At 68.2% G+C, this 23,475-nt stretch carries 23 protein-coding genes; 13 read left to right on the top strand and 10 right to left on the bottom strand.

Annotated features, from left to right (window positions below; all coding sequences use genetic code 11):
* Positions 1-190 (bottom strand): hypothetical protein (locus QLQ12_RS47080; protein WP_407651505.1); only part of this gene is annotated, 190 nt, incomplete at its 3' end.
* A gap of 115 nt (positions 191-305) precedes the next feature.
* On the opposite strand from QLQ12_RS47080, the gene QLQ12_RS19060 reads away from it, so the two are divergent.
* The 3 genes from QLQ12_RS19060 to QLQ12_RS19050 all read left to right on the top strand — a co-directional run bounded on the left by QLQ12_RS19060 (position 306) and on the right by QLQ12_RS19050 (position 8,414).
* Complete coding sequence (locus QLQ12_RS19060; RefSeq protein WP_407651504.1) at positions 306-6,944, top strand: RHS repeat-associated core domain-containing protein; 6,639 nt, start codon at positions 306-308, stop codon at positions 6,942-6,944.
* On the top strand, positions 6,941-7,399 hold the full coding sequence (locus QLQ12_RS19055; RefSeq protein WP_282761529.1) for a hypothetical protein: 459 nt from the start codon (positions 6,941-6,943) through the stop codon (positions 7,397-7,399). The genes QLQ12_RS19060 and QLQ12_RS19055 overlap by 4 nt, the downstream gene beginning before the upstream one ends.
* Positions 7,400-7,904: 505 nt before the next feature.
* On the top strand, positions 7,905-8,414 hold the full coding sequence (locus QLQ12_RS19050; RefSeq protein WP_282761528.1) for a hypothetical protein: 510 nt from the start codon (positions 7,905-7,907) through the stop codon (positions 8,412-8,414).
* Between the two features lie 1,082 nt (positions 8,415-9,496).
* On the opposite strand, the gene QLQ12_RS19045 is transcribed toward QLQ12_RS19050, so the two are convergent.
* The 5 genes from QLQ12_RS19045 to QLQ12_RS19025 all read right to left on the bottom strand — a co-directional run bounded on the left by QLQ12_RS19045 (position 9,497) and on the right by QLQ12_RS19025 (position 12,684).
* Positions 9,497-9,823, bottom strand: coding sequence for an STAS domain-containing protein (locus QLQ12_RS19045; protein ID WP_282761527.1), 327 nt, complete (start codon positions 9,821-9,823; stop codon positions 9,497-9,499).
* 68 nt (positions 9,824-9,891) lie between these two features.
* On the bottom strand, positions 9,892-10,428 hold the full coding sequence (locus QLQ12_RS19040) for a hypothetical protein (RefSeq protein WP_282761526.1): 537 nt from the start codon (positions 10,426-10,428) through the stop codon (positions 9,892-9,894).
* Positions 10,425-11,207 (bottom strand): SAR2788 family putative toxin, encoded by a 783-nt coding sequence (locus QLQ12_RS19035; RefSeq protein ID WP_282761525.1) that lies wholly within the window; start codon positions 11,205-11,207, stop codon positions 10,425-10,427. The genes QLQ12_RS19040 and QLQ12_RS19035 overlap by 4 nt, the downstream gene beginning before the upstream one ends.
* 8 nt (positions 11,208-11,215) lie before the next feature.
* Positions 11,216-12,058, bottom strand: a complete 843-nt coding sequence (locus tag QLQ12_RS19030; protein ID WP_282761524.1) for a S8 family serine peptidase — start codon at positions 12,056-12,058, stop codon at positions 11,216-11,218.
* A 161-nt stretch (positions 12,059-12,219) separates the two neighbouring features.
* Complete coding sequence (locus tag QLQ12_RS19025; RefSeq protein WP_282761523.1) at positions 12,220-12,684, bottom strand: MarR family winged helix-turn-helix transcriptional regulator; 465 nt, start codon at positions 12,682-12,684, stop codon at positions 12,220-12,222.
* On the opposite strand from QLQ12_RS19025, the gene QLQ12_RS19020 reads away from it, so the two are divergent.
* Together QLQ12_RS19020 and QLQ12_RS19015 are read left to right on the top strand one after the other, a co-directional pair.
* A complete protein-coding gene (locus tag QLQ12_RS19020) occupies positions 12,602-13,429 on the top strand; it encodes an NADPH-dependent F420 reductase (RefSeq protein ID WP_407651503.1) in 828 nt (275 codons plus the stop codon). The genes QLQ12_RS19025 and QLQ12_RS19020 overlap by 83 nt on opposite strands.
* 295 nt (positions 13,430-13,724) lie before the next feature.
* Positions 13,725-14,159, top strand: coding sequence for a hypothetical protein (locus QLQ12_RS19015; protein ID WP_282761521.1), 435 nt, complete (start codon positions 13,725-13,727; stop codon positions 14,157-14,159).
* Here QLQ12_RS19015 and QLQ12_RS19010 read toward each other — a convergent pair.
* Positions 14,153-14,944: a L,D-transpeptidase family protein gene (locus QLQ12_RS19010; RefSeq protein WP_282761520.1), complete on the bottom strand. Its 792-nt coding sequence runs from the start codon at positions 14,942-14,944 to the stop codon at positions 14,153-14,155. The genes QLQ12_RS19015 and QLQ12_RS19010 overlap by 7 nt on opposite strands.
* Before the next feature lie 110 nt (positions 14,945-15,054).
* Here QLQ12_RS19010 and QLQ12_RS19005 point away from each other — a divergent pair, with 110 nt between their 5' ends.
* Together QLQ12_RS19005 and QLQ12_RS19000 are read left to right on the top strand one after the other, a co-directional pair.
* Positions 15,055-15,654, top strand: a complete 600-nt coding sequence (locus tag QLQ12_RS19005; protein ID WP_282761519.1) for a CGNR zinc finger domain-containing protein — start codon at positions 15,055-15,057, stop codon at positions 15,652-15,654.
* 42 nt (positions 15,655-15,696) lie between these two features.
* On the top strand, positions 15,697-16,458 hold the full coding sequence (locus tag QLQ12_RS19000) for a zf-HC2 domain-containing protein (protein WP_282761518.1): 762 nt from the start codon (positions 15,697-15,699) through the stop codon (positions 16,456-16,458).
* A gap of 1 nt (position 16,459) precedes the next feature.
* On the opposite strand, the gene QLQ12_RS18995 is transcribed toward QLQ12_RS19000, so the two are convergent.
* From QLQ12_RS18995 to QLQ12_RS18985, 3 genes are all read right to left on the bottom strand, one after another.
* Positions 16,460-16,693, bottom strand: coding sequence for a hypothetical protein (locus tag QLQ12_RS18995; protein ID WP_282761517.1), 234 nt, complete (start codon positions 16,691-16,693; stop codon positions 16,460-16,462).
* Between the two features lie 64 nt (positions 16,694-16,757).
* Positions 16,758-17,204, bottom strand: coding sequence for a large conductance mechanosensitive channel protein MscL (gene mscL, locus QLQ12_RS18990; protein WP_282761551.1), 447 nt, complete (start codon positions 17,202-17,204; stop codon positions 16,758-16,760).
* Positions 17,205-17,295: 91 nt separating this feature from the next.
* A complete protein-coding gene (locus tag QLQ12_RS18985) occupies positions 17,296-17,649 on the bottom strand; it encodes an STAS domain-containing protein (protein WP_092549777.1) in 354 nt (117 codons plus the stop codon).
* Positions 17,650-17,818: 169 nt separating this feature from the next.
* Here QLQ12_RS18985 and QLQ12_RS18980 point away from each other — a divergent pair, with 169 nt between their 5' ends.
* The 6 genes from QLQ12_RS18980 to QLQ12_RS18955 are packed head-to-tail and all read left to right on the top strand — an operon-like array spanning position 17,819 to position 23,410.
* Positions 17,819-18,667, top strand: a complete 849-nt coding sequence (locus QLQ12_RS18980; protein WP_282761516.1) for an STAS domain-containing protein — start codon at positions 17,819-17,821, stop codon at positions 18,665-18,667.
* A 1-nt stretch (position 18,668) separates the two neighbouring features.
* On the top strand, positions 18,669-19,082 hold the full coding sequence (locus QLQ12_RS18975) for an STAS domain-containing protein (protein WP_282761515.1): 414 nt from the start codon (positions 18,669-18,671) through the stop codon (positions 19,080-19,082).
* Positions 19,079-19,483, top strand: a complete 405-nt coding sequence (locus QLQ12_RS18970) for an ATP-binding protein (RefSeq protein ID WP_282761514.1) — start codon at positions 19,079-19,081, stop codon at positions 19,481-19,483. The genes QLQ12_RS18975 and QLQ12_RS18970 overlap by 4 nt, the downstream gene beginning before the upstream one ends.
* Positions 19,471-20,511 carry an ATP-binding SpoIIE family protein phosphatase gene (locus QLQ12_RS18965; RefSeq protein WP_407651502.1) on the top strand — a complete coding sequence of 347 codons (1,041 nt, stop codon included), beginning with the start codon at positions 19,471-19,473 and terminating at the stop codon, positions 20,509-20,511. The genes QLQ12_RS18970 and QLQ12_RS18965 overlap by 13 nt, the downstream gene beginning before the upstream one ends.
* On the top strand, positions 20,508-21,851 hold the full coding sequence (locus QLQ12_RS18960; RefSeq protein WP_282761512.1) for a sensor histidine kinase: 1,344 nt from the start codon (positions 20,508-20,510) through the stop codon (positions 21,849-21,851). Before QLQ12_RS18965 ends, QLQ12_RS18960 begins: the two co-directional genes overlap by 4 nt.
* Positions 21,848-23,410 (top strand): SpoIIE family protein phosphatase, encoded by a 1,563-nt coding sequence (locus QLQ12_RS18955; protein WP_282761511.1) that lies wholly within the window; start codon positions 21,848-21,850, stop codon positions 23,408-23,410. Before QLQ12_RS18960 ends, QLQ12_RS18955 begins: the two co-directional genes overlap by 4 nt.
* Positions 23,411-23,475: the final 65 nt, after the last annotated feature.

Genomic DNA, 23,475 nt, shown 5'->3' with positions numbered 1-23,475 from the left:
GCCGCTGGAATCGGCTGTTCGTCGGTTCGCTCGCTAATGTCATGGTCATATCAGGTTTGGCTGTTCCCGCCTTCGCGGGGGCCCCGACCACGCCGTCGCGAGAGCCGTCGCCGCCGCCGGTCGAGAAGCTCGACGGTGATGGCGGCCCGGTCAAAGGACGGGCTTGGTCACAGAAGCCGGTGCGTGACATACCGGTGGCCGTACCAGTGTGGCCGGCACCGGTGACTGCCCGGGTGGACCTGACGGCCGCTGGGACTGCTACGACTCGTGCGGCGACCGCCGCCCACAAGGTCAAGGTCGGGTCCTTGCCCGTTTGGGTGGCCGATGCCCCCGAGGCCGGCGGCTCGCGGCTGTCTCGCCTGGACGTGCAGGTGATCGACCGTGCCACCGTCCCGGAAGCCTGGCGCGACGGCATGGTGCTACGGATGACCGCGCCGCAGGGTGCCGGTTCGAAAAAGACGCGGCTGTCGGTCGACTACCGTGAGTTCCAGAAGGCGTACGGCGCGGACTGGGCGTCGCGCCTGAAGTTGTGGCAGGTGCCGCGCTGCGCACTCGACACCCCCGCGGCGGCGGACTGCCGCTCGGTGGCACTGCCCTCGACCGTCGACAAGTCCGCGGGCACGGTGTCGGCGACGGTAGCCGTCGACTCGGGCGCCACCGGCGCCGTCAACATGACCGCCGCGGCCAGGACCACTGCGGCCGCGTCCACCGGTTCCTTCGTGGCGCTGGCGGCCGCGCCGTCCGGTGACAGCGGCGACTTCACCGCCACCAGCCTCGCACCGTCCTCGACGTGGTCGGCGGGCGGCAACTCCGGTGAGTTCTCCTGGAGTTATCCGATGCGGGTACCGCCCGCGGCTGGGCCGACGCCGGGCACCTCCCTGGCCTATTCTTCGGCAGCGGTGGACGGGCGTTCCGAGGTGACCAACAACCAGCCGTCCTGGATCGGTGAGGGCTTCGACTACACACCTGGATTCATCGAGCGCCGCTACGTGCCGTGCGCGCAGGATTCCAAGGACGGCGCCAACAGCACCAAATACATCGGCGACCTGTGCTGGCGGTCGGACAACGCCACGGTGAGCCTCGGTGGTTCCAGCAGCGAGCTGGTCTTTCAGGCCGGCAAGGGCTGGCACAATCGCACCGAGGACGGCTCCAAGATCGAGAAGCTGACCGGTGCCGGCAACGGCGACACCGGTGACGCGGCCAAGGACGGCGTGGGAGAGCACTGGCGGGTCACCACCGCCGACGGCACCCAGTACTACTTCGGCCTCGACGATCTTCCCGGCGAAACCGATCCCACGAACTCGACGCTGAACGTTCCGGTCTTCGGTAACCACTCCGGCGAGCCCTGCCATCAGAGCGGCTTCATGGCTTCCGACTGTGTGCAGGCCTATCGTTGGAACCTGGACTATGTCGTCGACGTGCGCGGTAACACCATGTCGTACTGGTACGGCAAGGAGACCAACAAGTACGCGCAGAACGCCACCGACTCCTCCACCGCCGCCTACGACCGGGCCGGCTACCTGACCCGGATCGACTACGGCACCTACGACCGGACCCAGGCCGTCCACGGTGTCACCGAACGCAACACCAACCCGCACGCCCAGATCGAGTTCACCACCGACGGCCGGTGTTTCACCAACTGCGGCACCGAGAGCGCCCCGACGACCGCGAACTGGAAAGACACCCCCTGGGACCAGAACTGCAAAGCCTCCGCGACGTCGTGCCCGAAACAGTTCTCGCCGACGTTCTGGACCACCAAGCGGCTCAAGACGGTCACGACCCGGGTGTGGGACACCACCGTCGCGACGCCGAAGTGGCAGGACGTGGACTCGTGGACACTCACCCACACGTTCTCGGCCACCGCCGACACCACCCACACCGGCCTCTGGCTTGAGAAGATCGACCATGCCGGTCTGGTCGGCGGGCAGGTAAACCTGCCGCCGGTGACCTTCGAAGCGAAGTCGATGCCCAACCGGGTGCTGACCGAGAACACCTCGACCAACAACTGGCTGCGGATCTCCAGCATCGTCACCGAGACCGGCGCCCGGATCAAGGTCGACTACACCGAGCCGGACTGCACCGAGGCGATCATCGGCTCGCTGAAGGCACACACCAACACCCGCCGCTGCTATCCGGTGAAGGTCCCGAGCAACGCCGACCCCGGTGGCGACGTCATGGTCGAGGAATGGTGGCACAAGTACCTCGTCACCCACGTCGCCGAAGACGACCTCCAGATATCGAATGATCATCCGGCGCCGTCCAAGCACACCCGCTACGAATACGTCGGTGCTCCCGCCTGGCACTACGCCGACGACGACGGTCTGGTCCCAGCCAACCGCAAGACCTGGGACCAGTGGCGCGGCTACGCCGAGGTTCGCACCAGCGTCGGTGACGAGGCCGACACCCGCACACTGACGGTCACCAAGTTCCTGCGCGGCATGCACGGCGACCGGGCAGCACCTTCCGGCGGAACCCGGCCCGTCACCGTTCCCGCCTCGGTCGGCTCCGAGACGGTCTACGACCACGACCAGTTCGCCGGCATGATCCGTGAGCAGGCCACCTTCAACGGCGTCGTCTCCAAGCCGGTGTCGAAGACGGTGAGTGTGCCGTGGCGGTCCAACCCACTCGCCAGCCGCACGATCAACGGCGATACCGTTGAAGCCCGCTACGTCAACACACAGGTCACCTACTCGGCGACCGCGCTGGGCGTGGACGGCAGCCGCGGCTGGCGCACCTCCAGCAGCCGCAGCGACTTCGACCACACCTACGGAACCGTCAACTGGTCGCAGGACGACGGCGACACCAGCAAGACCGGCGACGAGAAGTGTGTCTCGCACACGTATAACCGCAACACCGCCAAGAATCTGACCGGGACGGTCAGTCGCACCCTGACCACCGCTCTGACCTGCGGTGCCTCGCCGGCCAGTAGCGACGATGTCGTCGCCGACACCCGAACCTATTTCGACGGCGCCGGCAGCCTCACCACGGCACCGATCTACGGATCAGCGACCAAGGTCGAGCAGCTCAAGGACTGGACTCCGGGCACCGGCACGGTGTGGCAGACGGTCTCCCAGTTCACCTACGACTCCACGGGCCGGGCGAAGACCACCACCGACATCAGGAACAACGTCAGCGAGGCCACCTACGTACCCGCCGTCGGCGGGCCGGTGACCAAGGTCAGCACCAAGAACCCGCTCAGCTGGACCTCCACTGTCGACACCAACCCGTACTGGGGTTCGGCCACCAAACAGACCGACCCGAACGGCCGGATCACCGCCGACGTGGACTACGACGCTATGGGCCGGGTAGCACGGGTGTGGAAACTCGGTTGGACTCGCGCCGCCAACGCCACCAAACCGTCAGCGCAGTACGAGTACAAGTTCGCGGCCAACCGTGACGCCTACCCGTACGTCCGGTCGCAGACGTTGAACGCCGCCGCCAACTACATCACCTCCTACCAGATCTCCGACGCCTTGCTGCGGCCCCGGCAGACCCAGACCCTGTCCAAGGGCGGCGGCGGCGACCGGGTCGTCACCGACACCATCTACGACGAGTTCGGCCGGGCTGCTACCAGCTACGGCGCCCATGCCGAGCCGGGCGCGCCGTCCGGTGTGCTGTGGTGGGAGCCGGAATGGTCGGTGCCGACAGTCGGCAAGACCGTCTTCGACCGCGCCTCCCGACCCACCGCCTCGATCCTTCTCGGTGGCGACAACATCACCAACCTGGTCGAGAAGTGGCGCACCACCACCGCCTACGAGGGGGACCTGACCAAGGTCACGCCTCCGCGCGGCGGCACTCCCACCACCACGGTGACGGACATCGCCGGCCGGGTGACCGCCCTGCGGCAGCACACGACCCCTGCCGGGGTCAACGGCGCCTACACCGAGACGACCTACACGTTCAATCGCAAGGACCAGCAGAGCAAGGTCAGCGACAGCGACAAGAACGAGTGGACCAGCACGTACGACGCCAAGGGCCGGCTCGTCCGCAGCATCGATCCCGACAAGGGCAAGACTGACCTCGCCTACAACGATTTCAACGAGCTGGAGAGCACCACCGACGCTCGGGGCGAGAAGCTCTGGTTCAGCTACGACACCCTCGGCCGTAAAAAGCAGGTCCGCGACGACTCCGCCACCGGGCCGCTACGTATCGATCTGCGCTACGACACTCTCACCGACACCACGCCCGGCTTCCGGGGACAGCTCACCCAGAGCGTCCGCTACGAACCCGCCGGTTCCGCCAACGCCTACAAATGGCAGGTCCGCGGCTTCAACGGCCGCTACCAGCCGACCGGCGTCAACTACGTCATCCCCACCGCCGAGACCGGCCTGGACGGCACCTACATCGTCGGCTTCGGCTATGCCGGGGCCACCGGTGAGCCGACGACCCTCTCTTACCCGGCCGGGGGTGGCCTGGTCACCGAGCAACTGACCACTCATTACCACCCCAGCACCGGCATGCCTGCCCGCCTTGACACCAGCCTGACCGGCTGGGAGGGCACCATGGCCACCGCGTACTTCACCGCCTACGGCGAACGCACCGGCTCCAACTACCAGATGCGCGACAACCCGTGGGCGCAGGACACGATCTACCGCGACGAAAGCACCCGGCGGATCCAGCGCACCACCGTCGGACGCCAGACGGTCGCAGGAACGGTCTCCGACCGTAACTACGACTACGACGAAGCCGGCAACATCCTCTCCATCGAGGAGAAGCCCGCCGTCGGCGCCGGCGAGAAGCAGTGCTTCCGCACCGACCCCCTCGGCCGCCTGACCACCGCCTGGACCCCGAAACCCGAGCTGCCCTGCACCACCGACCCCACCGTGGGCGACCTCGCCGGACCGGCCCCCTACTGGCAGGACTGGACCTTCACCGACACCGGCTCCCGCAAGACCGAAACCACCCACGCCGCAGCCGGAAACACCATCCGTGACTACGCCATGCCCGTCGGCGGCCCGAACGTCGTCCGTCCCCACGCGGTCACCAGCATGACCACCACCGCTGGCAGCCGGCCGGCCACGACCACCCAGTACCGCTACGACGCCAACGGCAACATGACCTGCCGCCCCACCGCAGGCAGCACCAGCAACAACTGCGACACCAACACCAACACCCAAACCCTCAACTGGGACGCCGAAGGCGAACTCGCCACCGTCACCACCGGCGCCAACACCATCGAAGCCAGCGTCTACGACGCCAACGGCGACCGCCTCATCCGCCGCGACGCCACCGGCACCACCCTCTACCTACCCGGCCAGGAGATCCGACGCGAAGGCACCACCAACACCGGCACCCGCTACTACAGCTTCGCCGGCACCACCTTCGCCTCCCGCACGGCATCGTCCGCCATCACCGATCTGACCTGGCTCTTCAGTGACCACCAGGGCACCCAGCAGATCAGCATCAACGCCGGCACCCAAGCCGTCACCACCCGCCGCCAAACCCCCTACGGCAGCGAACGCGGAACCAACCCCATGTGGGTCAACAACAAAACCTTCGTCGGAGGCGACACCGACCCCACCGGCCTGATCAACATCGGCGCCCGCCGCTACGACCGTGATCTCGGGCGCTTCATATCCGTCGATCCCCTCATGGACCTCGCCGACCCGCAACAATGGAACGGCTACAACTACGCCAACAACAGCCCCATCACCCAAAGCGATCCCGACGGACTCGACCCACGACCCTGGCACGACCCCGGTTACACCCCCGACAAGTGTGCGAAAAGCACGTCCCTCGAATGTCACCCGACGGGAAAAACCAAATACCCGATCACCCACAACCCGGCAACCGGAACGAACGACGGGTCACCGCACGGCGCCGCCTTCGACCTTGACAAAGACGGATACATCAGCCGCCCAGAGATGACCGAATTCGATCTCGACTACGACGGCCGAAAAGACTACAGCTGCGCCCAAAGGGACTGGGGATGCATTGCCGGAAAGGCCCTCGGCGGTGTCGCTGTTGTCGCTGTTGGTGTTGTGACCATCGGCGGTGCCATCGTCTGTCTCGAAGCTGTTGTTGTCTGCGCCACGCGTGCCGGTGACGCCGCCCTCGACTCAGTGGCCCCGGGCACCGTAGTTGCCGGTACCGCGGGAGCCGCAAAGCTCGGCTCACAAGCACTTGAAGAGGGCGGATCCGCAGCAGCGTCCAGGGCAGCCAAAATGTGCGCCGGAGCGAAAAGCTTCGACGGCGACACTCAAGTGCTGATGGCAGACGGCTCCACAAAGAAGTTCAAAGACCTCCACGAGGGCGACGAAGTGCTAGCCACCGACCCAGAGACGGGCGAGCAGGGGCCCCGCGAAATCGAAACCATCTGGGTGCACAACGATGACCTCTCCGGCATCACCGTCGACGGCCAGCGCCTGCTCACCACCGAAGACCATCCGTTCTGGAACGAGTCCGACAAACAGTGGCAAGGTGCCGAGCAGCTCGACGCCGGCGACCTCGTCCGCACTCCGACCGGAACCGCAAGGGTCACCGGCTTCGACGCGGCCAACTCCCAGTTCGGGCCCGCATACAACCTGACCGTTGCCGACATCCACACGTACTATGTGCTCGCCGGCAACACGCCGGTCCTCGTACACAACCAAGGTGGCGAACCTAAACCCGGGCAGATCTACCTCTGGCGCGCAGTCACCGAATCCGAGCTTAGGGATGTCACAAATACTCGGAAGTGGAGCAGCACGCAAGGAATTAAATACTTTGCCTTCAGTGAGGAAGGCGCTTCCCAGTACGCGAGGTACGCGTACGGCGCGTACCCGAAAGAGGGGCCATATACGATGCTCCGGACTACGGTAAAACTCTCAGATCTTCCGGAAGATGCACGCATGACGGCCGTTGACGTCAAAAGCGGCGGCGTAGCACTTACCGATGACCAGTTAAAACTTCTCGGCAGGCCGTCGATTATGCCGAGCATGAGTTCTGGTGTGGGCTGCCGGTGAGATACGTCATCGCCGCCTCGCGGCAAGCAACCGTCGACTCCTGTAGAGCCGTTCTTGGTGCGCGAGAGCAGCTCGAGTTCCGTTTGGGTTCCGTTCCGGAGGCAGGTGAAGATTGCGATGCCGCAATTCTGAATTTCGTTCTAGCTCATGAACGGTACGGCGGTTCGCCCATAGTCGGGTTAGCTCAGGCGCTGATCAATAACCGCGGGGATGGGGCGCCGCGGTTGATACTGGCAACTCCTCCCATGTCGATCAAAACCGCGTCGGACGCGGCTACCGATGCCGACATCGAATCGGCGTATCTTAATATGCTCAAGTCTTGCATGGCCGTCTACGTTGATGTGTGTGGTGACCCCCCTGAGGCTAAAATACTTATTCACGTCGAAGGCGCGGGCATTGATCGCCCAAACCTGAATCTAGCCTTGCGGGCACTGTCCGATCTACTGGAAATGTGAGGATGTCGACACTTGATTGTGTTGCGAGTGGGAAGCGGGCGTTAGCGCTCTTGGAGGGTTCCGAGGATGCGGTGTTACGCGGGACGTGGAACACATGTCGTTGCTTTTAGGCTGCCACCGGGAGTCTTACAGAAGGGCACCCAGCCTAGTCGGGGTGATGCGGCATGCGCGGACGGCGGCGAGGTTACGTCGGTGTTGCCGTCACGGTTGCCGTCAATAGCGGAAATAATCGACGTGCACCGATGCGCTGATGCTGTGTGCTCGCACCCATCCACTGCGGTCCTGGCTTCTCGGATCTGTGTTGCTCACTGTCGACAGGCGTGCGCCGGGCCGTAGGCCTTGAGCGAGTGCGCGCGGCCCGGCTTCGGCCGGGCCGTTCTTGATTACGTGAAGCAGTTTTGGACCAGCGCCACCCGTGGTCAGGTTGTCGGCTTGCGGGGGCGACGGGTTTTCTTAGCGGCCGGCTACCGGGCCGGGATGTGACCGGGAACAATGGTGTTCAGCAATGACGGGCAAAGCGCAATCTGCAGTAGTGAAACAGGCCGCATGGCCGGCGAGGCTGTTCGTGCGATGGTCTCTCACGTGGCTTGCTGTTTACATGGCGGCTCAATTCGCCGGAGTGCTGCTCTCCTACGCCTGGCTTTGGTCGGAGGGTAAGATCTACTTTTCCGGCGATCCCACTCTGCTCCAGCTAGTGACCAAAATCTTTCCTATCCTGGTCTTCTACCTGGTGGAAGGGGTCATCTCGGTCATCATATTGTGGGTTTTCGGTCGGCGTCGGCGTCCGCGCCGGTTCCGTGTTCTGAGCCTGCTGGTCTTCTTCCCCCTCTGGGTGCCGCTACACATTGTGAGCCTTTCATCGATGTACCTGGACCCGACATGGCTTGCTGCCTCGCTCGCCGTGGCCATGTTGATCCGCCAGCCTGAATCGGCGCTCTACGGGCCGCGGGTATCACCGTGGAGGACGCGGTTTCGCAAAGCGCGCGGAGCCAGACCCAGGGGAAGTGCCAGGTAGCTTAAGCGAATCATGTGAGTGGGGTAGAGGCGGACGCCGACGGGCTTATCGTGACGGTGCGGGTGCCGAGAGTTCCATTCGTACTGGTCCGGCGGCTTTCTCGTGTTCGTGGAGGTTCCGCCGAGTCGGTCGTGTCGGTGGACGTGCAAGGGTGTCAGACTCGATCCGTCATCCATTCCGGTGTGAGAACGGTCAAGTAGTTCGTGGCCGACGCTTTGGGAAACGGGGCGCCCATGGCGAGGTGTTCTGCCGGGGTCGTCAGCGGTCCAGTCCGTCGATGGAACTAGGCCGTGGCCCCCACTGCGCGTGGACTGTGAAACGGCTGGGATCGAACGGCAGTGGACCGGTGGTCACGCGGTGCCCTCGGCGGCCAGTGCTTGCTTCCGGCGCGGATTTGCTTCGGGGAGCGGCCGGCCGTCGGCCAGCACGGTTCGGGCAGCGAGCTGCCGGACCGTCGCCTTCCCCAACTCGCGGCTCTGGTCGCGGAGCATCGCGACGGGCCGAGACGCAGCACGATGAGCTTGCCGTCGTTGACCGTCTCAACGTCCGCGTCGAGTCCGGTGGCATCGACGATGGCGAAGTCGGGGTGCAGCTAGGTCGCCCCACTGAAAGTGGGGCGTCCGCTTCCATACGTTACGTTCCAGTCACGCACGTCGGCCAGCGCGGCCAGGAAGCCGACGACATCGGTGGGCCGCTCGGCCAGGGACGGATTGACGCCAGGTCTTGGCGCTAACACCGGGACCGCAGAGTGCGGGGCCCGCTTCGCAGTGCCCCATTCGGGCACCACACGCCCGATCCGGGTACACCTTACGGACGAATCGACAGCCAGGCGACAGGCGAGCGACCTAGGAGCGACCTGGTTCCATGATCGACACCGGGTTCCGATGTTTCCGCAGCTCAAACGGCATGAAGCAGATCTATGTCGCAGGAATCCTGAGGGTTAAAAGCTCAGCTCTGCCATTGAGCTAGCAGCCCGCAAGGTGCGGGTTACCCGCGAAGACGACGAAGCCTAGGCGGACCCATCCCTGACATGATCGCAGGCGCGCTGAGGCTGTCAAGCGAACAGCGCCCCACCGGCAGCCTCAGAGGCTGAGCCCGAAGACGACGGACAACCCGGTGACTTGGATGGCCTTGCCGACCGGCGGCGAAGGATTGACCAAGGTCAGTGTGACGCCCGCCGCCGCGGCGGTGTTGCGGGCGCTCACCAGCGCGCCCAGCGCGTACGAGTCGATGAACGTCACGTTGGAGACGTCGACCTCCAGGACCTGGCATTGGGAGGCTTGCGCGGCGGCCGCGAGGTTGTCGCGGACCTCGTCGGCGTCCGCGAGATCTAGTTCCCCGGCTAGCGCGGCACGCAAGGTGATGCCGTCACGGCTGGTCTCGTAAGCGATCATGGCACTACCCGACATGCTCCGACCGTAACGGCCGTCCGCCAGGCCCGCCCGGCGAGGGCGTCCTTCAGTGGAAAACGAGCGCCTCACCGTTGCGGTCGGGGCCGGGATGACGGTGGGCCGGCCGGACATCGCGGGGATCTCCGGCCGGCCCTCGCCTCACTTCGTGGGGGCAGCGCGTCGACCTCGGTCGCGAGCTTCGCGGCCACGCCACGGACCGTCTGGGCGAGCTGTTCCAGCCGATCCGGAACGCTCTTGCTGATCTCCGCGTCGGGGCCGTCGGCGAAGGCTCCGAAGTCGTCAAGCGTCTCGGCGAGCGCGCCCGCGGCGGCGGTGACCGCCTCCAGCTGCAGGCGGGCGGCGATGCCGTACGAGTGCTCCACGTGCACCATGCTCAGCAGGTATTCGGTGGTCACCCAGTCGGTCGCCTGCATTCGCTCGAACGGCTCCAGCCGGGGCAACCAGGCCTGGAAGAAGGCCGACGCCGACTCGGCGTGGTTGTCGAGGAAGGTCTCGTCGAGTTGCTCGTGCACGGCCTTCACCGACATGCCCGCGGCGAGGGCGAGCGCGTCGTGCCGGGAGACGGGGTCACCCGCGGCGACGAGGGCGCGCAGGTCCGTCACGGAACCACCCATCCGTTCGACACGTGGCCGGAGTTCTTGGCGTAGGTCACCTCGATGGTACGGCCCTTGTATTTCCACACGGCCTTCATCGCGCTCTTCTTGTAGGTGGTGTGGCTGCCCTCGGCCATGGCACGCGCCATCAGCTCCGCGACCTCCTCACGGCTGCGGGCGCCCACCGCGGACCACAGGTGCTTGGGCTCCATGATGTGCTTCCACTTGTCCGCGGAGATGTTGTTGAGCAGGTACGACTTGACCGACTTCTTGACCTGGGTCTTGCCGTACCAGCGGATCGCGTACTTCAGGCCCAGCCGGGCCAGGGCGCCGAGGACGATCATCACGGGAATGGCCTGCTGCTGCACCGCGGTGGTGTCGATGTGCAGGATCTCGCCGGAGCTGGTGGCTCGCAGCCGGGCGACGAAGTCCTCGTCGCCGACCGGCAGGAACTCCTCGACGACGAACTCCTCGCGTACCACCTGCCCGTCGATCTCCGCCTCGACGGCGATCGGGTCGAACCGGTCGTCCTCCAGGGCGACGACCGCGGTGCCCGAGACCCCGGCCGGGTCTTCGAGTTCGACCTTGGTCAGGCCCTGCTCGCCGGGTTCGGTCACCTCGGCCTTGAAGGTCGCGACCGACTGCAGCTCGGGGTCGACGATGCCGTCGACGACCACCAGGCCGGTGTCCGACGGCTCGATCGGTGACGCGGCGGCCGGCGCCACACCGATGCCGAGAACGAGTGACGTGGCAACAGCGATGCCGATGCCGGATGCGAATCTGAACACGGGTGGTGTTACTCCTTGCCTTGTTGACATTCGAGTGCCGGGACGTCGCCTTCCGGAAAGGAGACGGTGCCGAGTCCCGCCGGATCCGGCGGCGTCCCGGCGTCCCGGCAGGCGGCGATCACCCCGGCCGCCACGGCCGCGGCCGCGGACGTGCCGTTGATCGTTTGGTACCGGCCGCCGGGGATGGGTGCGAGCAGGTCGTTGCCGGGCGCCGCGAGGTCCGCCGCCTTGCCGTTCGCCAGGGCCAGCCGCTTGCCGTGGCCATCGTGAGCGGTGACGGCGACGACTCCCGGATAGGCCGCGGGGTAGAAGTCGAACGAGCCGAACCCGTTGCCCGCCGCCGCGACGACGACGACGCCCGCGCCGACCGCCCGTGCGACGGCGGCACGCAACGCCGGATCGTCGCGTTCGGTCCCGAAACTGGTCACGATGTAGGCGGCGTCCGCGGCGACGGCCCAGTCGATGCCCTCGGCGACCGCGCCGGGACCGGCCTGGCCGGTGTCGTCGAGAACCCGTACGTCCAGCAGGCGTGCCCGCTCCACCAGACCGCCGGAGAACTCGCCGTGCGGGCGGCCCGCGATCAGCCCCGCGATCTGTGTTCCATGCGGTGACCGTCCGTCCGGCAGGCCGGGCGCACTCCACGCCTGCACTACCTGCTGCCGCAGGGCGGGGTGGGTGGCCTCGACACCGCTGTCGACGACCGCGATGACCGGGTCGCGGTCGAGCCGCTCGGCGTGCTCCCGGGCGGACCGCACCAGATCCGGCCATGACGAGGGGCCCCCGCTGTCCGGCGTGCAGCCCGCTGTCACGAGTACCAGACACAGCAGTGCCAGGTTGTTGCGTAAGCGCAAGACGTCTCCCCGTTGCGGCGCGCACCGTAATCGATCTTCGGTGATGGCCGAACGAGATTATGACCATGACGGCCGGACCGGTCGCCCGTGGAACCCGTCCGGTGTGGTGTTTGACACCGCTCCCTTGTGTAGTCCGGGCGGAAGCGCCCGGCTCGACCGGATCAGGCCCCGCCGGTGGCGCGCAGGTGGGCGCGGGCGCGGCTGAGAGTGTCGGCGAGGGTGGCCAGCTGGTCTCGGTCGAGCAGGTCGATCAGGTTCTCGCGGACGACCCGCAGGTGCCCGGGTGCGGCGCGGTGCAATGCCTGTTCGCCCTGCTCGGTGAGGACCGCGAGGATGCCCCGGTCGTCTCCGGTGTAGGCCTCCCGGCGGACCAGGCCCGCTTTCTCCAACTGGCTGACCTGATAGGTCAGTCCGCTGCGGGAGGCGACCAGCGCGAGAGCGAGCTCGGCCATCCGCATGCGCTGCCCGGGAGCCTCGGCGAGCCGGGTGAGCAGTTCGTACTGCGGCTGGGTCAGCCCTCCGTCTTCGCGTAGCTGCTGGTCGATGCGCCTCAGCAACAGGTTGCTGGTGTCCAGGAAGGCCACCCAGGCTCGCATCTCGGTCTCGTCGAGCCATCGCTCCGTCATGTCAGCACGGTACCAGTTGATTCGAATTCGAACGAGGTGTAGCGTTCGCCGTGTAGTTCGAATTCGAACCACCCCCGGAGTTCCCGGGTCAGGACGGATCAAGGAGAGAACCATGAAGATCGCGATGCTCGGCGCCGGCAACGTCGGATCCGCTCTCGCCGCCCGGCTGGTCACGCTGGGGCACCACGTCACGCTCGTCGCCAGCGACCCCGCCTCGGCCCGGCTCGCCGCCGCCGCGGCGGCTTCGGGCGCGGAGATCGGCACCGCCGTCGACGCCGCCACCGTCGCGGACCACGTCGTGCTCGCGGTGCCGTTCGCCGCGATCGACGACCTGCTCACCGACGAGGTCCGCGACGCGCTCGCCGGCAAGGTCGTGATCGACGCGACGAATCCGCTCGCCGCGGACTTCATGTCGCTCACCGTCGGCCACACCACCTCCGGCGGTGAGCGGGTGGCCGAGCGACTGCCTCGGTCGCACGTCGTCAAGGCGTTCAACACGATCTTCGCCGCCACGCTCGGCACGCCCACCCTCGGCGGCGCCGCACAGCTGCTGCCGGTCGCCGGCGACGACGCGGGCGCCAAGCGGGCCGTCATCGACCTCGGCATCCAGCTCGGTTTCGACGCCATCGACGCCGGCCCGCTGTCCAACGCCCGCTACCTGGAGCCGGCCGTGGAACTGCTCATTCAGCTCGCGTACGGCCAGGGCCTCGGTGCGAACATCGGTCTGCACCTCGCCCGTGGCTGACGGGGAAGGGCGCTGCCCGGCCCGGACCGCTGCCGGCTCGCCGTGCCATCTCCGCCTCGGTGGGGATGGCACGGCCGGACGCCGCTCGCGCGGGCTCTACCGCAGGCGGCCCGGAAGGTGGCTCGGTGACGCCTTGCAGGGGTTTGATTCCACTCTGTCGGGTTAGCCGGGAACGTCGGAAAGTCTGGGTGACCCGGCAGAACGCTGTGTTGGCGCTGTGCGTGACGGCCCCGACGTGCCAGGGTCGAGTCGGGCCGCGTTGGGCGGTCGTCCAGATCGGAGAAGCGTTTTGTCGGTGTACGACCCTGAGCAGCTACTGGCCGGATTCCAGTCGATGAGCATGTTGGCTGGGCTCGTGGAGCGTGGCGGGCGCCCGGCGGCGGTGAGTCCCACGATTCCGCTGCGGGCCGGGGAGAAGCAGTACGGGTGGTTTCCGGTGGACGTGACCGGGGCGGGCCGGCGGCTCGCGGTCATCACCAGTCACCGGCTGATCCTGGGCGCGGACGAGTACCCGTTACGCACCGTGACCAGACTGCGGCCACGGCCGGACGACTGGGCGCTCACCGTGGACGTCGGCGGCCGGCGGACCGTGGAGATCGCCGGGCCGTGGGTGCCGTGGCTGGGAGTGGTCCTCTGCGCGGAGCTTCACGGGGCGGCGTGGCCACCCGGGTACGCGCCGGTGATCCCGGCCCCACGACGGAGGCCGCGGGCGCTGGAGACTGTTCAGTAAACCCAGACCGGCGTCTTCAGCGGGATGGCGTCGTTCTTCCACAGCCAGTTCATCGCGGCGATCGAGACGCGGGCGCAACCGTGCGAGGCCGGGTAGGGCGGCACGCTCGGGGCGCCGTGCACGGCGATGCCACCGTTGAAGTATTTCGGGCGCCACAGCATGCCGAGCGGGGCGTCGCGCCAGCCGTCGATCTGCCGGCCCACCTTGAACTTCCCGCGGGGGGTGTCGGCCAGGTAGGTCTCGCCCTCCTGCTCGTAATACTCGTTCGAGCCGGTGGACGTGTTGAAGATCTGGGTGACCTGACCGTCGGTCACCAGGAGCAGCAGCTGACGTTTCAGGTCGATCTCGACGAAGGTGCCGCTGGTGGAGCGCGCCTTCGGGCGTACCCCCTGGTCCAGGGCCTTTCGGGTTTTCGGGCCGACCGCGCCGTCGCGGCCGGTGCCGGCCGCCTTCTGCAGGGCGTAGACCGCCTGCTGGGTGGTCGAACCGAATTTGCCGTCGGCCTCGCCGTTCCAGTAACCGAGCTCGTTGAGACGCTGTTGCAGCGCCTGGACGTCGGCGCCTTTGGCGCCGCTCTTCAATTTCCGGGGCGCCGGCGGGACCGGCGCGGACGCGGAGGCGGAAGGGGCGGCGGAGGGCTCAGCCGACGCCGTGGGCGCGGCGATCGGAGAGGATGCGGGTACGGAAGGCGCCGGCCCGTCCGCCGCCGTGGTCTCCGAGTCGCAACCGGCGGCGAGAGTCATCGTCACCGCGGCGGCGATCGTGATCGTGAGAGCTCTACGCACAGGTGAAGTCTAGAGACTCATTCACAACCGTCCACCGATGATCGGTGGCCGTCCACCCGGGCGGGTGGCGCTCCGGGGCGGCCCGAAAAAGAGCCGAGTACGATTTGGCTATGTCATGGAAGGCGAGCGCGCGGCACGGCGTACGGGAAGCGCCCGGTGGTTTCGCTCTCGTCCAGGAACTGCTGAACACCCGTCCGGCGATGTCCTATGCCGCGGACCTGCTGAACACCGTCGACGACGCGCAATGGTGGGTGACCGACACGCTCGGCATCTGGTCGCACGTCTCCGGGCTGCCCGCACCCACGCTATTGCTCTCCGCCGCCGATCTGCGCTCGATGCGCCGGCTGCGGACCGCCTTCGAATACGTCGTGCTGGCCGGGTCCAACCCGGAACCGGACGGTTCCCTGCTGCCGCCCGCCGACGTGCAGGTGAGCCTGGTGCCGGACGGGACGGGCTGGGTGCGGGTGGTGCCGACCGGTCGGGGCATCCGGTGGCTGGCGTCGGCGCTGTGGGCCGAGGCGTTGCTGGCTCAGCAGGCGGGCTTCTGGCCACGACTCAAACTCTGCAACAACCCGGCCTGCCGGGCGGCCTTCTTCGACACCTCCCGCAACAACAGTGGCGTCTGGCACGACGTCAGCACCTGCGGCAACACGGCCAACCTGCGGGCGTTCCGGGAGCGGCGCCGACTGCTCGGCCAGGAACATCAGTGACCCCGCCGGGAACTATGAACGATTTCCGGGCGACTATCAGTCATGGCATGTGAGCGGTGGCGGGATCTGCTTTCCGCGCAGCTGGACGGTGAGGACGACCCGGCGCTGCGCCCGTTGGTCGACGAACACCTGGCCGGGTGCGCCGGCTGCCGGGCCTGGCTGGACCGGGCGGCGGTGGTCAACCGGCTGACGCGTACGGCCGCGGTGCCGGACGTGCCGGACCTCACCGCCGCCATCCTGGCCGCGCTGCCGGAGCGACCCGCGCCGCGGCGGCGTCTTCCGGTGGCCGCGCTGCTCTACGTGGCTCTGGCCGTGGTCGGTGCGGTGCAGCTGATCCTGGGACTGACACAGGTCGGCGGTGGGGCGAGCGCCGGGCACGGGCACAACGGGCTGGGTGCGACGCAGGGCCACCTCTGGCATGAGTCCGCGGCGTGGAACGTCGCGGTCGGAGCCGGTTACCTCTTCATCGGGCTGCGCCGCACCAGGCCGGCCGGCCTGCTGCCGATGCTGACCGCGTTCGTCGGGATGCTGCTGCTGATCTCGGTCACCGACCTGACCGGCGGCCGGGTCGACGTCGGCCGGCTGGTCGGCCACGGATTCGTGATCGCCGGGTATCTGCTGGTGGTGGCGTTGTCGCGGGGTGTCGGCGGAGAGGCGCCGCCACCGGGCGCCCGGATCGGCGAGGGCTGGCGGGCGCGTTTCGACACCGAGACGAACCAGGACGCTCCCCGGCCGGGACTGCGCCTGCTGCCGCCGCCGCACGGCCCGCTGACCGCACGGCATCGGGAGGACCGGGCCGCCTGAGTCACCTGTCCGACGGGCGGACCGACAGCTCGCGCCACTCGTCGGGCCCGGTGAGCAGGGCGCGGATCATGTCGAGGGCGGCTTCCTCGCTGTCGTACTCGAAGAAGTGCGAAACCCCGTCCGAGCCGCCGGCGCGCTGCTCGACATACCACTGATCACCGCTGGTGCGTAAGTAGACGTCCTTGCGCGCTATGCGCCCCCACTTACTGTTCCACCAGTGCTTACGCTGCTCCATCCCGGCACTGTATCGAACATGTGTTCGAACAGTGCCGGGAGGGCGGATCTTTTTCGCCGACGTGTCAGCGGGGCGGTTCGGGGCGGCGGCCCAGCACCTCGTCGAGGGCGCTGTTGGAGACCTGGTGACCCTGGCCGCGCAGCAGCGCGTCGCGGATCTCGGTGAGCAGCTTGACCTCTTCGCTGGGGGCCTTCGGCGGCGGCTCCTCGCCGCGGCGGCGGCGCTCGGCCAGCCGGTTCAGCGGGAAGACGACCAGGAAGTAGAGCACCGCAGCCGTCAGCAGGAAGGTGATGGCGGCGTTCACGAACGACGCGTAGTCGAACTCGACGCCGCGAACGGTCCACTTGCCGGCTTTGAGCCCTTCGCCGCCGCTGAGCAGCTGGATCAGCGGCTTGAGGAACGCTGAGGTGAAAGTGGTGACGACCGCGGTGAAGGCAGCGCCGATAACGACGCCGACCGCGAGGTCGACGACGTTGCCGCGCATGATGAAGTCTTTGAAGCCTTGGAACATCTTGCTCACAGGCACACTCCCAGGGGCCGGGGGTTCAGTCCGGCAACGGGGTGCCCGTCACCGGTCGACGACAAACTACGCCGACCGGACCTCAGTCGAGGGCAGGCTCCTCGGCGGCGACCGCCTCATCCACCGTCGGGTAGGTGTGCAGCACCTCGACCAGCCCGCTCACCTCGAGGATGCGCAGCACCCCACGCTGCGGGGCGGCCAGGCGGACCGTGCCGCCGGCGTCGTCGGTGCTGTTCTTGGCGCGCACGAAGACCGACAGCCCGGTCGAGTCGCAGAACGACACCTCGGCGAGGTCGAAGACCAGGCGGGTCCGGCCCTTCTCCAGCAGGTCACTGATCTGATCCTGCAGCTGGGGGGCGGTTGCCATGTCGAGCTCACCAGCGACCGACACGACCACCATGTCGTCACGCTGTTCCGTTTGTACCGTCAGGGACATTCGCGGACCTCCAGTTATTGCTGAACGGTACTCCACGCACCCGATGATGCGCAGAACGGGACGTGCCTTCGCCGTCCGCCCGTTACTTGGCTTACAGCAACTAACGGACAAGCTGATGGTAAAGTCCGGCCGTTGCGCACGATCGCGTAGTAGGTAGAGGGAGACAGCGATGCCGCTGAGTCCGGACGAAGCGGGTCGCTTCGCCGATCTGCTATCGGGACATGCGGAACCCATGGTGGCCCGCTGGACCGAACTGGTGGCCGCGAACCTGCGGGGCCGGCTGAGCAGCGCTGAACTGGGCCGGCAGACCGCCGATCTGCAGCGCGCCTTCCAACAGGCGTTCGCCGCCGGGGCCACCGATCTGGGTGACGAGGCGGCCGCCGAGCTGCGCGCCCAGCTCACCGAACTCTCCAACCACCGGGCGCGGCAGGGCTTCACCGCCACCGAGACGGCGGTCAGCGTCTACGCGCTCAAGGACGCGGCGCTGGAAGCCCTCGGTGACGCCGCCAACCTGAAGGACTACGTGGCCTTCTCCGGGTTCGTCGACCGGGCCGCGTTGTTCACCTTCGACAGTTACGTGCGGGTCCGCGAGTCCCTCATCGCCGACCAGGCCGAGCAGCTTCTGGAGCTCTCCACCCCGGTGGTGAAGCTGTGGGAGGGCGTGGTCGCCGTGCCGCTGGTCGGCACGCTCGACTCGGCGCGGGCCCAGGTGGTGATGGAGCGGCTCCTGCAGACGCTGGTGGACACCGGCTCGCCGTACGCGATCATCGACATCACCGGTGTGCCGGCCGTCGACACGCAGGTCGCCCAGCACATCCTCAAGACCGTCGTCGCGGCCCGCCTGATGGGCGCCGACTGCATCATCTCCGGCATCCGCCCGCAGATCGCGCAGACCATCGTCGCGCTCGGCATCGAGTTCGGTGACATCGCCACCAAGGCGTCACTCGCCGACGCGCTGCGGCACGTGCTGCACAAGACCGGTCAGCGAAGCCCCGGGGCCAAGCGGACGGAGCGCTGACGTGGAACGCGTCCCGGTCCTGAAGATCGGCGACATCCTGCTGGTCTCGATCCAGATCGACATGGAGGACCAGGTCGCTCTCCAGCTGCAGGAGGACCTGGCCGAGCGGATCGTGGCGACCGGCGTCCACGGCGTGATCATCGACATCAGCGCGCTCGACATCGTCGACTCGTTCGTCGGCCGTACCCTCGCCACCATCGCCGCGGTCTCCCGGGTGCTCGACGCCGAGACCGTGGTCGTCGGCATGCGCCCGGCGGTGGCGATCACGCTGGTCGAACTCGGTCTGTCCCTGCCCGGCATCCGGACAGCCCTCAACGTCGAGCTGGGCATCGCGCTGCTCGGCAAGCGCGATGTGGGCGACGAGCCGGCCGACGACGAGGACGAGGACGACCCGGCAGCGGTAACCACCTCGTGAACGAGGAGAGCCAGCGCCTTCCGGTCGTGACCGATCAGGATGTCGTCCGGGTCCGGCAGCTGGTGCGTACCGTCGCGGTCGCGGTGAAACTGTCGCTCGTCGACCAGACCAAACTCGTCACCGCGGCGAGCGAACTGGCCCGCAACACGCTGGTCTACGGCGGCGGTGGCGAGGTCGAGGTGACCCGAGTCCACAACGAGCGGCGCGGCGGCATCAGGATCGTCTTCGCCGATCAGGGGCCCGGCATCGTCGACCTGCAACTGGCTCTCACCGACGGTTACACCACCGGTGGCGGACTCGGTCTGGGCCTCAGCGGCGCCCGGCGGCTGGTCGACGAGTTCGAGATCGACACCGAAGTGGGCAAGGGCACCACGATCACCGTGGTCAAATGGTGCCGATGAGCGGAGGAGCGGTGGCTTCCCAACCCGAAGGACTCCTGGACGGAGGGGTCTGGTTCCGGGTGGAGGAGCCGGGGACGGCCTCTGCCGTGCGGCGGGCCGCCGAACGCCTCGCCGCCGACCTGGCCATGCCGGAGAAACGCGTCGCGGATCTCTCGATCGTCGCCGCCGAGGCGGCCGGCAACCTGGTCAAACACGCTGACCAGGGAACGATCCTGGTGCGTGCGGTACGCGCCGCCGACCAGGCGGGCGTGGAGCTGATCGCGGTCGACAGCGGGCCCGGGATGGCCGACGTCGACCGGGCGATCGGTGACGGGCACTCCACGGCCGGGACCCTCGGCATCGGGCTCGGCGCGATCCTGCGCCAGGCTAGCCGGTGGGACCTGCACTCGGTGCCGGGCAGAGGCACCGTGCTGGTGGTGCAGGTCTGGCCGGGCGTCGCGCCGGAACCGAGCTGGGCGGCGGGATTGACCCGGCCGCTGACCGGCGAGTCGGTGAGCGGCGACGCGTGTGCCGTCCGCGAGATCGACGGCCGCCGGCAGATGCTGGTCAGTGACGGGCTGGGCCACGGCGGACTGGCCGCTGCCGCGTCGCACGAGGCGGTGCGGGTGTTCCGGGAAGCGCCGGCTGTTCCGCCCGCCCAGATGGTGGAGCTCCTGCACCGCGCCCTCGGGCACACCCGGGGCGCCGCGCTCGCCGTCGCCGAGGCGGACCGGGAATCCGCGGTGATCCGCTACGCCGGCCTGGGAAACATCTCCGGGACCGTGCTGGCGCCCGACGGCAGCCGACGCGGCATGGTCTCGATGCCCGGCATCGCCGGACATCAACGACGGCAGGTCCGGGAGTACGACTACCCGCTCGCCCCCGGCGCGATCGTGCTGATGCACAGCGACGGCGTGGTCGACCGGTGGAACGCGGCCGACAGTCCGGGACTGCTCATCCGCACGCCCGCGGTGATCGCGGCCACCGTGCTGCGGGACGCCGGCACCCGCCGGGACGACGCGGGCGTATTGGTGGCGCGGTTCTCATGACCGCCGAGCCGCTGATGCGCATGCGCCTGCGGGTCGAGCAGGACATCTTCGTGGTGCGGCAGCTGGGCCGGGAAGTGGCCCGGGCGGTGGGCATGGAGTCGCAGGACCAGACCCGGGTGGCGACCGCGCTCAGCGAGGTGGCCCGGGTGCTGCTCCCCGCCGGGCAGTACACCGAGGTGGCGTTCACCATCGAGCCGATCGGGGTACCTACCCTTCAGGTGACGATGGCGCAGCCGGGGGCCGAGGAAGCGGCCCGGCTCGCGGATCAGTTGCGACAGGTCGGCCGTCTGGTCGACACGATGGAGGTCGATGATGGCGGTACCGGCACGGTCGTCCGGATGGCTCGGCGGTTGCCGCTGGGCGCCCCTCGGCTGACCCCCGACCGGATGGACGAGATCCGCGCCGAGCTGGGCCGGCATGTGCCGGGCACCCCGCTGGACGAGCTGGCCGTGCAGAACCAGCAACTCATCGCCGCCCTCGACGAGGTGCGTGCCCAGCGTGACGACCTGGCCCGGCTCAACGCCGAACTGGAAGAGACCAACCGCGGCGTGATGGCCCTCTACAACCAGCTCTCCCAGGAGCTGGAGGAGACCAACCGCGGAGTGGTCGCCCTCTACGCCGAACTGGACGAGAAGTCGGCGCAACTGCGAGCCGCCAGCGAGGCGAAGAGCCGTTTCCTGGCCAACGTCAGCCATGAACTGCGGGCCCCGGTCACCGCCATCATCGGGCTCGGCCGGCTGCTCACCGACTCCGGTTCCGACGAGCTCACCACCGAGCAGAGCCGCCAGGTGGATCTGATCCGAACCTCGGCCAGCGACCTGCTCACCCTGGTCAACGGCCTGCTCGACCTGGCCAAGGCCGAGGCCGGACGGATCGAGCCGAACTGGTCCGAAGTGGACCTCCGGGCGGTCTTCGGCCAGCTGCGCGGCACGCTGCGGCCGCTCGCCACTCGGCCCGAGGTGGAGTTCTCCGTCGAGGAGCCGGCCGTGGCCCGCCTCCGCTCCGACGAGGTGCTGCTCGCCCAGGTGCTGCGCAACCTCCTGACCAACGCGCTGAAGTTCACCGAGGCCGGATCGGTGCGGCTCAGCGTGCGCCGGGTCGACGACGACATCGAGTTCGTCGTGGCGGACACCGGCACGGGCATCCCCCACGAGCTGCAGGAACGCGTCTTCGAGGAGTTCTACCAGGTGCCCGGCAGCAAACCGGTGAGCGGTAGAGGCACCGGCCTCGGCCTGCCTTACGCCCGGCGGCTCGCCGGGATCCTCGGTGGCGGGCTGTGGGTGGACTCCACACCCGGCGAGGGCAGCACGTTCACCCTCCGGCTCCCCTTCACGTCATGATCCCTGCCACCGTCCTCGTTGTCGATGACAGCGCCACCAAGCGATACCTACTGGTCAGCTGGCTGACCCGGGCCGGTTTCACGGTCATCGAGGCGGAGACCGGCGGAGCGGCGCTCTCCCGTCTCCTCAAGCCCGGCATCGAGGTCGACCTGGTCGTCCTCGACGTGAAACTGCCCGACATGAGCGGCTTCGACGTCTGCGAGACGATCAAGACCGATCATCGGTACGGGGTACTGCCGGTGATCCATGTGTCGGCGCACGCCGTGGACGTGAACGACCGGACCCAGGGACTGAACCGGGGAGCCGACGCCTACCTCGTGGAGCCGATCGAGCCCGACGAGCTGATCGCCACCGCCCAGGCCGTGCTCCGCTACTACCGCGCCCGGCAGCGCGCCGAACTGCTCGCCGAGCGGATGGTCCGGCTGGCTGAGACGACCCTGGCGATCAACTCGGCGCCGACGCTGCCCGCCCTGCTGGCGGCTGCCGCCGAGGGCGCCGGCGACATCTTCGGCGGGCCCGTCGTCGTGGTGGCGGAGACGTCCGAGGGGGAGAGCCTCGCCGCGGCGGGCAAGCCGGCCACCATCCGCCGCTGGGCCGTCCCCGGGCACCGGGTGGCCGTCGGGTCGCTGGTCCGCAGCGACGACCCGGCCGACTGGGACGTGGCCGACTGGCCGGAAGGCGAGACCGTCGCGGTCGCGGCGGCCCGGCTGCGCATCGACCGGCCCCCCGTTTACGTCGCGGTGCCCGGGCGGTCCCAGACCCCCGGTTTCCCGGTGCTGCGGCAGCTCTCCCAAGCGGTCGCCGCCGCCGTCGAGGCACAGCGCTCCTTCGACGAGGAGCACCGGATCGCGGTCACCCTGCAGCGCAGCCTCCTCCAGTCGCGGCTGCCCGAAGTGGCCGGGCTGGACCTGGCCGTCCTTTACGAGCCGGCCAGCGCGCAGACCGAGGTGGGCGGCGACTTCTACGAGCTGACGGTGCTCAACGACCGGCTCCTGGTGGCGATCGGCGACGTGGCCGGCCACTCGCTGCACGCGGCCACCGTGATGGCCGAGATCCGCCACGCGGTGCGCGCCTACGCCGTCGAGGGCCACTCCCCGGGAACCGTCCTCGAACTGGTCAACCGTTTCATGCGGACCGTGCTGCCGGCCGACTCGGCCACGCTCTGCCTGCTCACCCTGGAACCGGCCACCGGCCGGATCCGGATGGCCAGCGCCGGGCACCTGCCGCCCCTCGTGCACGTCGACGGCGAAGTGCGTTTCCTGGAACCGCGCGGTGTGCTGCTCGGCATCGGCGCGCCACCGCGGGCCGAACTCGAATACACCCTGCCGCCGGGTGGCACGCTGGTGCTTTACACCGACGGGCTGATCGAGCGGCGCGACGCCGACCTCGACGTCGGCCTCGCCGCCCTGGCCGCGGAGGCCGCCCAGGTGGAGCCGGATCTCGACGTCTTCTGCCGCCGGCTGCTCACCCGGCTCACCGGGGCACGTGCGCAGGCCGACGACATCGCTGTCGTCGCGGTGCGGCGCTCGCCTCCCGGCGGGCGCCTGACGGCCTCATGAAAGTGGGGGGGGACCGGCAAAGGGTCCCCCCCCCGATCATGGTGGCGAACAAACAAGGACAAAAA

The sequence above is a fragment of the Actinoplanes sandaracinus genome, from assembly GCF_030009775.1.
In the GTDB taxonomy this organism is placed as follows: domain Bacteria; phylum Actinomycetota; class Actinomycetes; order Mycobacteriales; family Micromonosporaceae; genus Actinoplanes; species Actinoplanes sandaracinus.
Note: the sequence above shows the minus strand (reverse complement) of the source record. Positions and strands in the feature narration are given on the sequence as shown.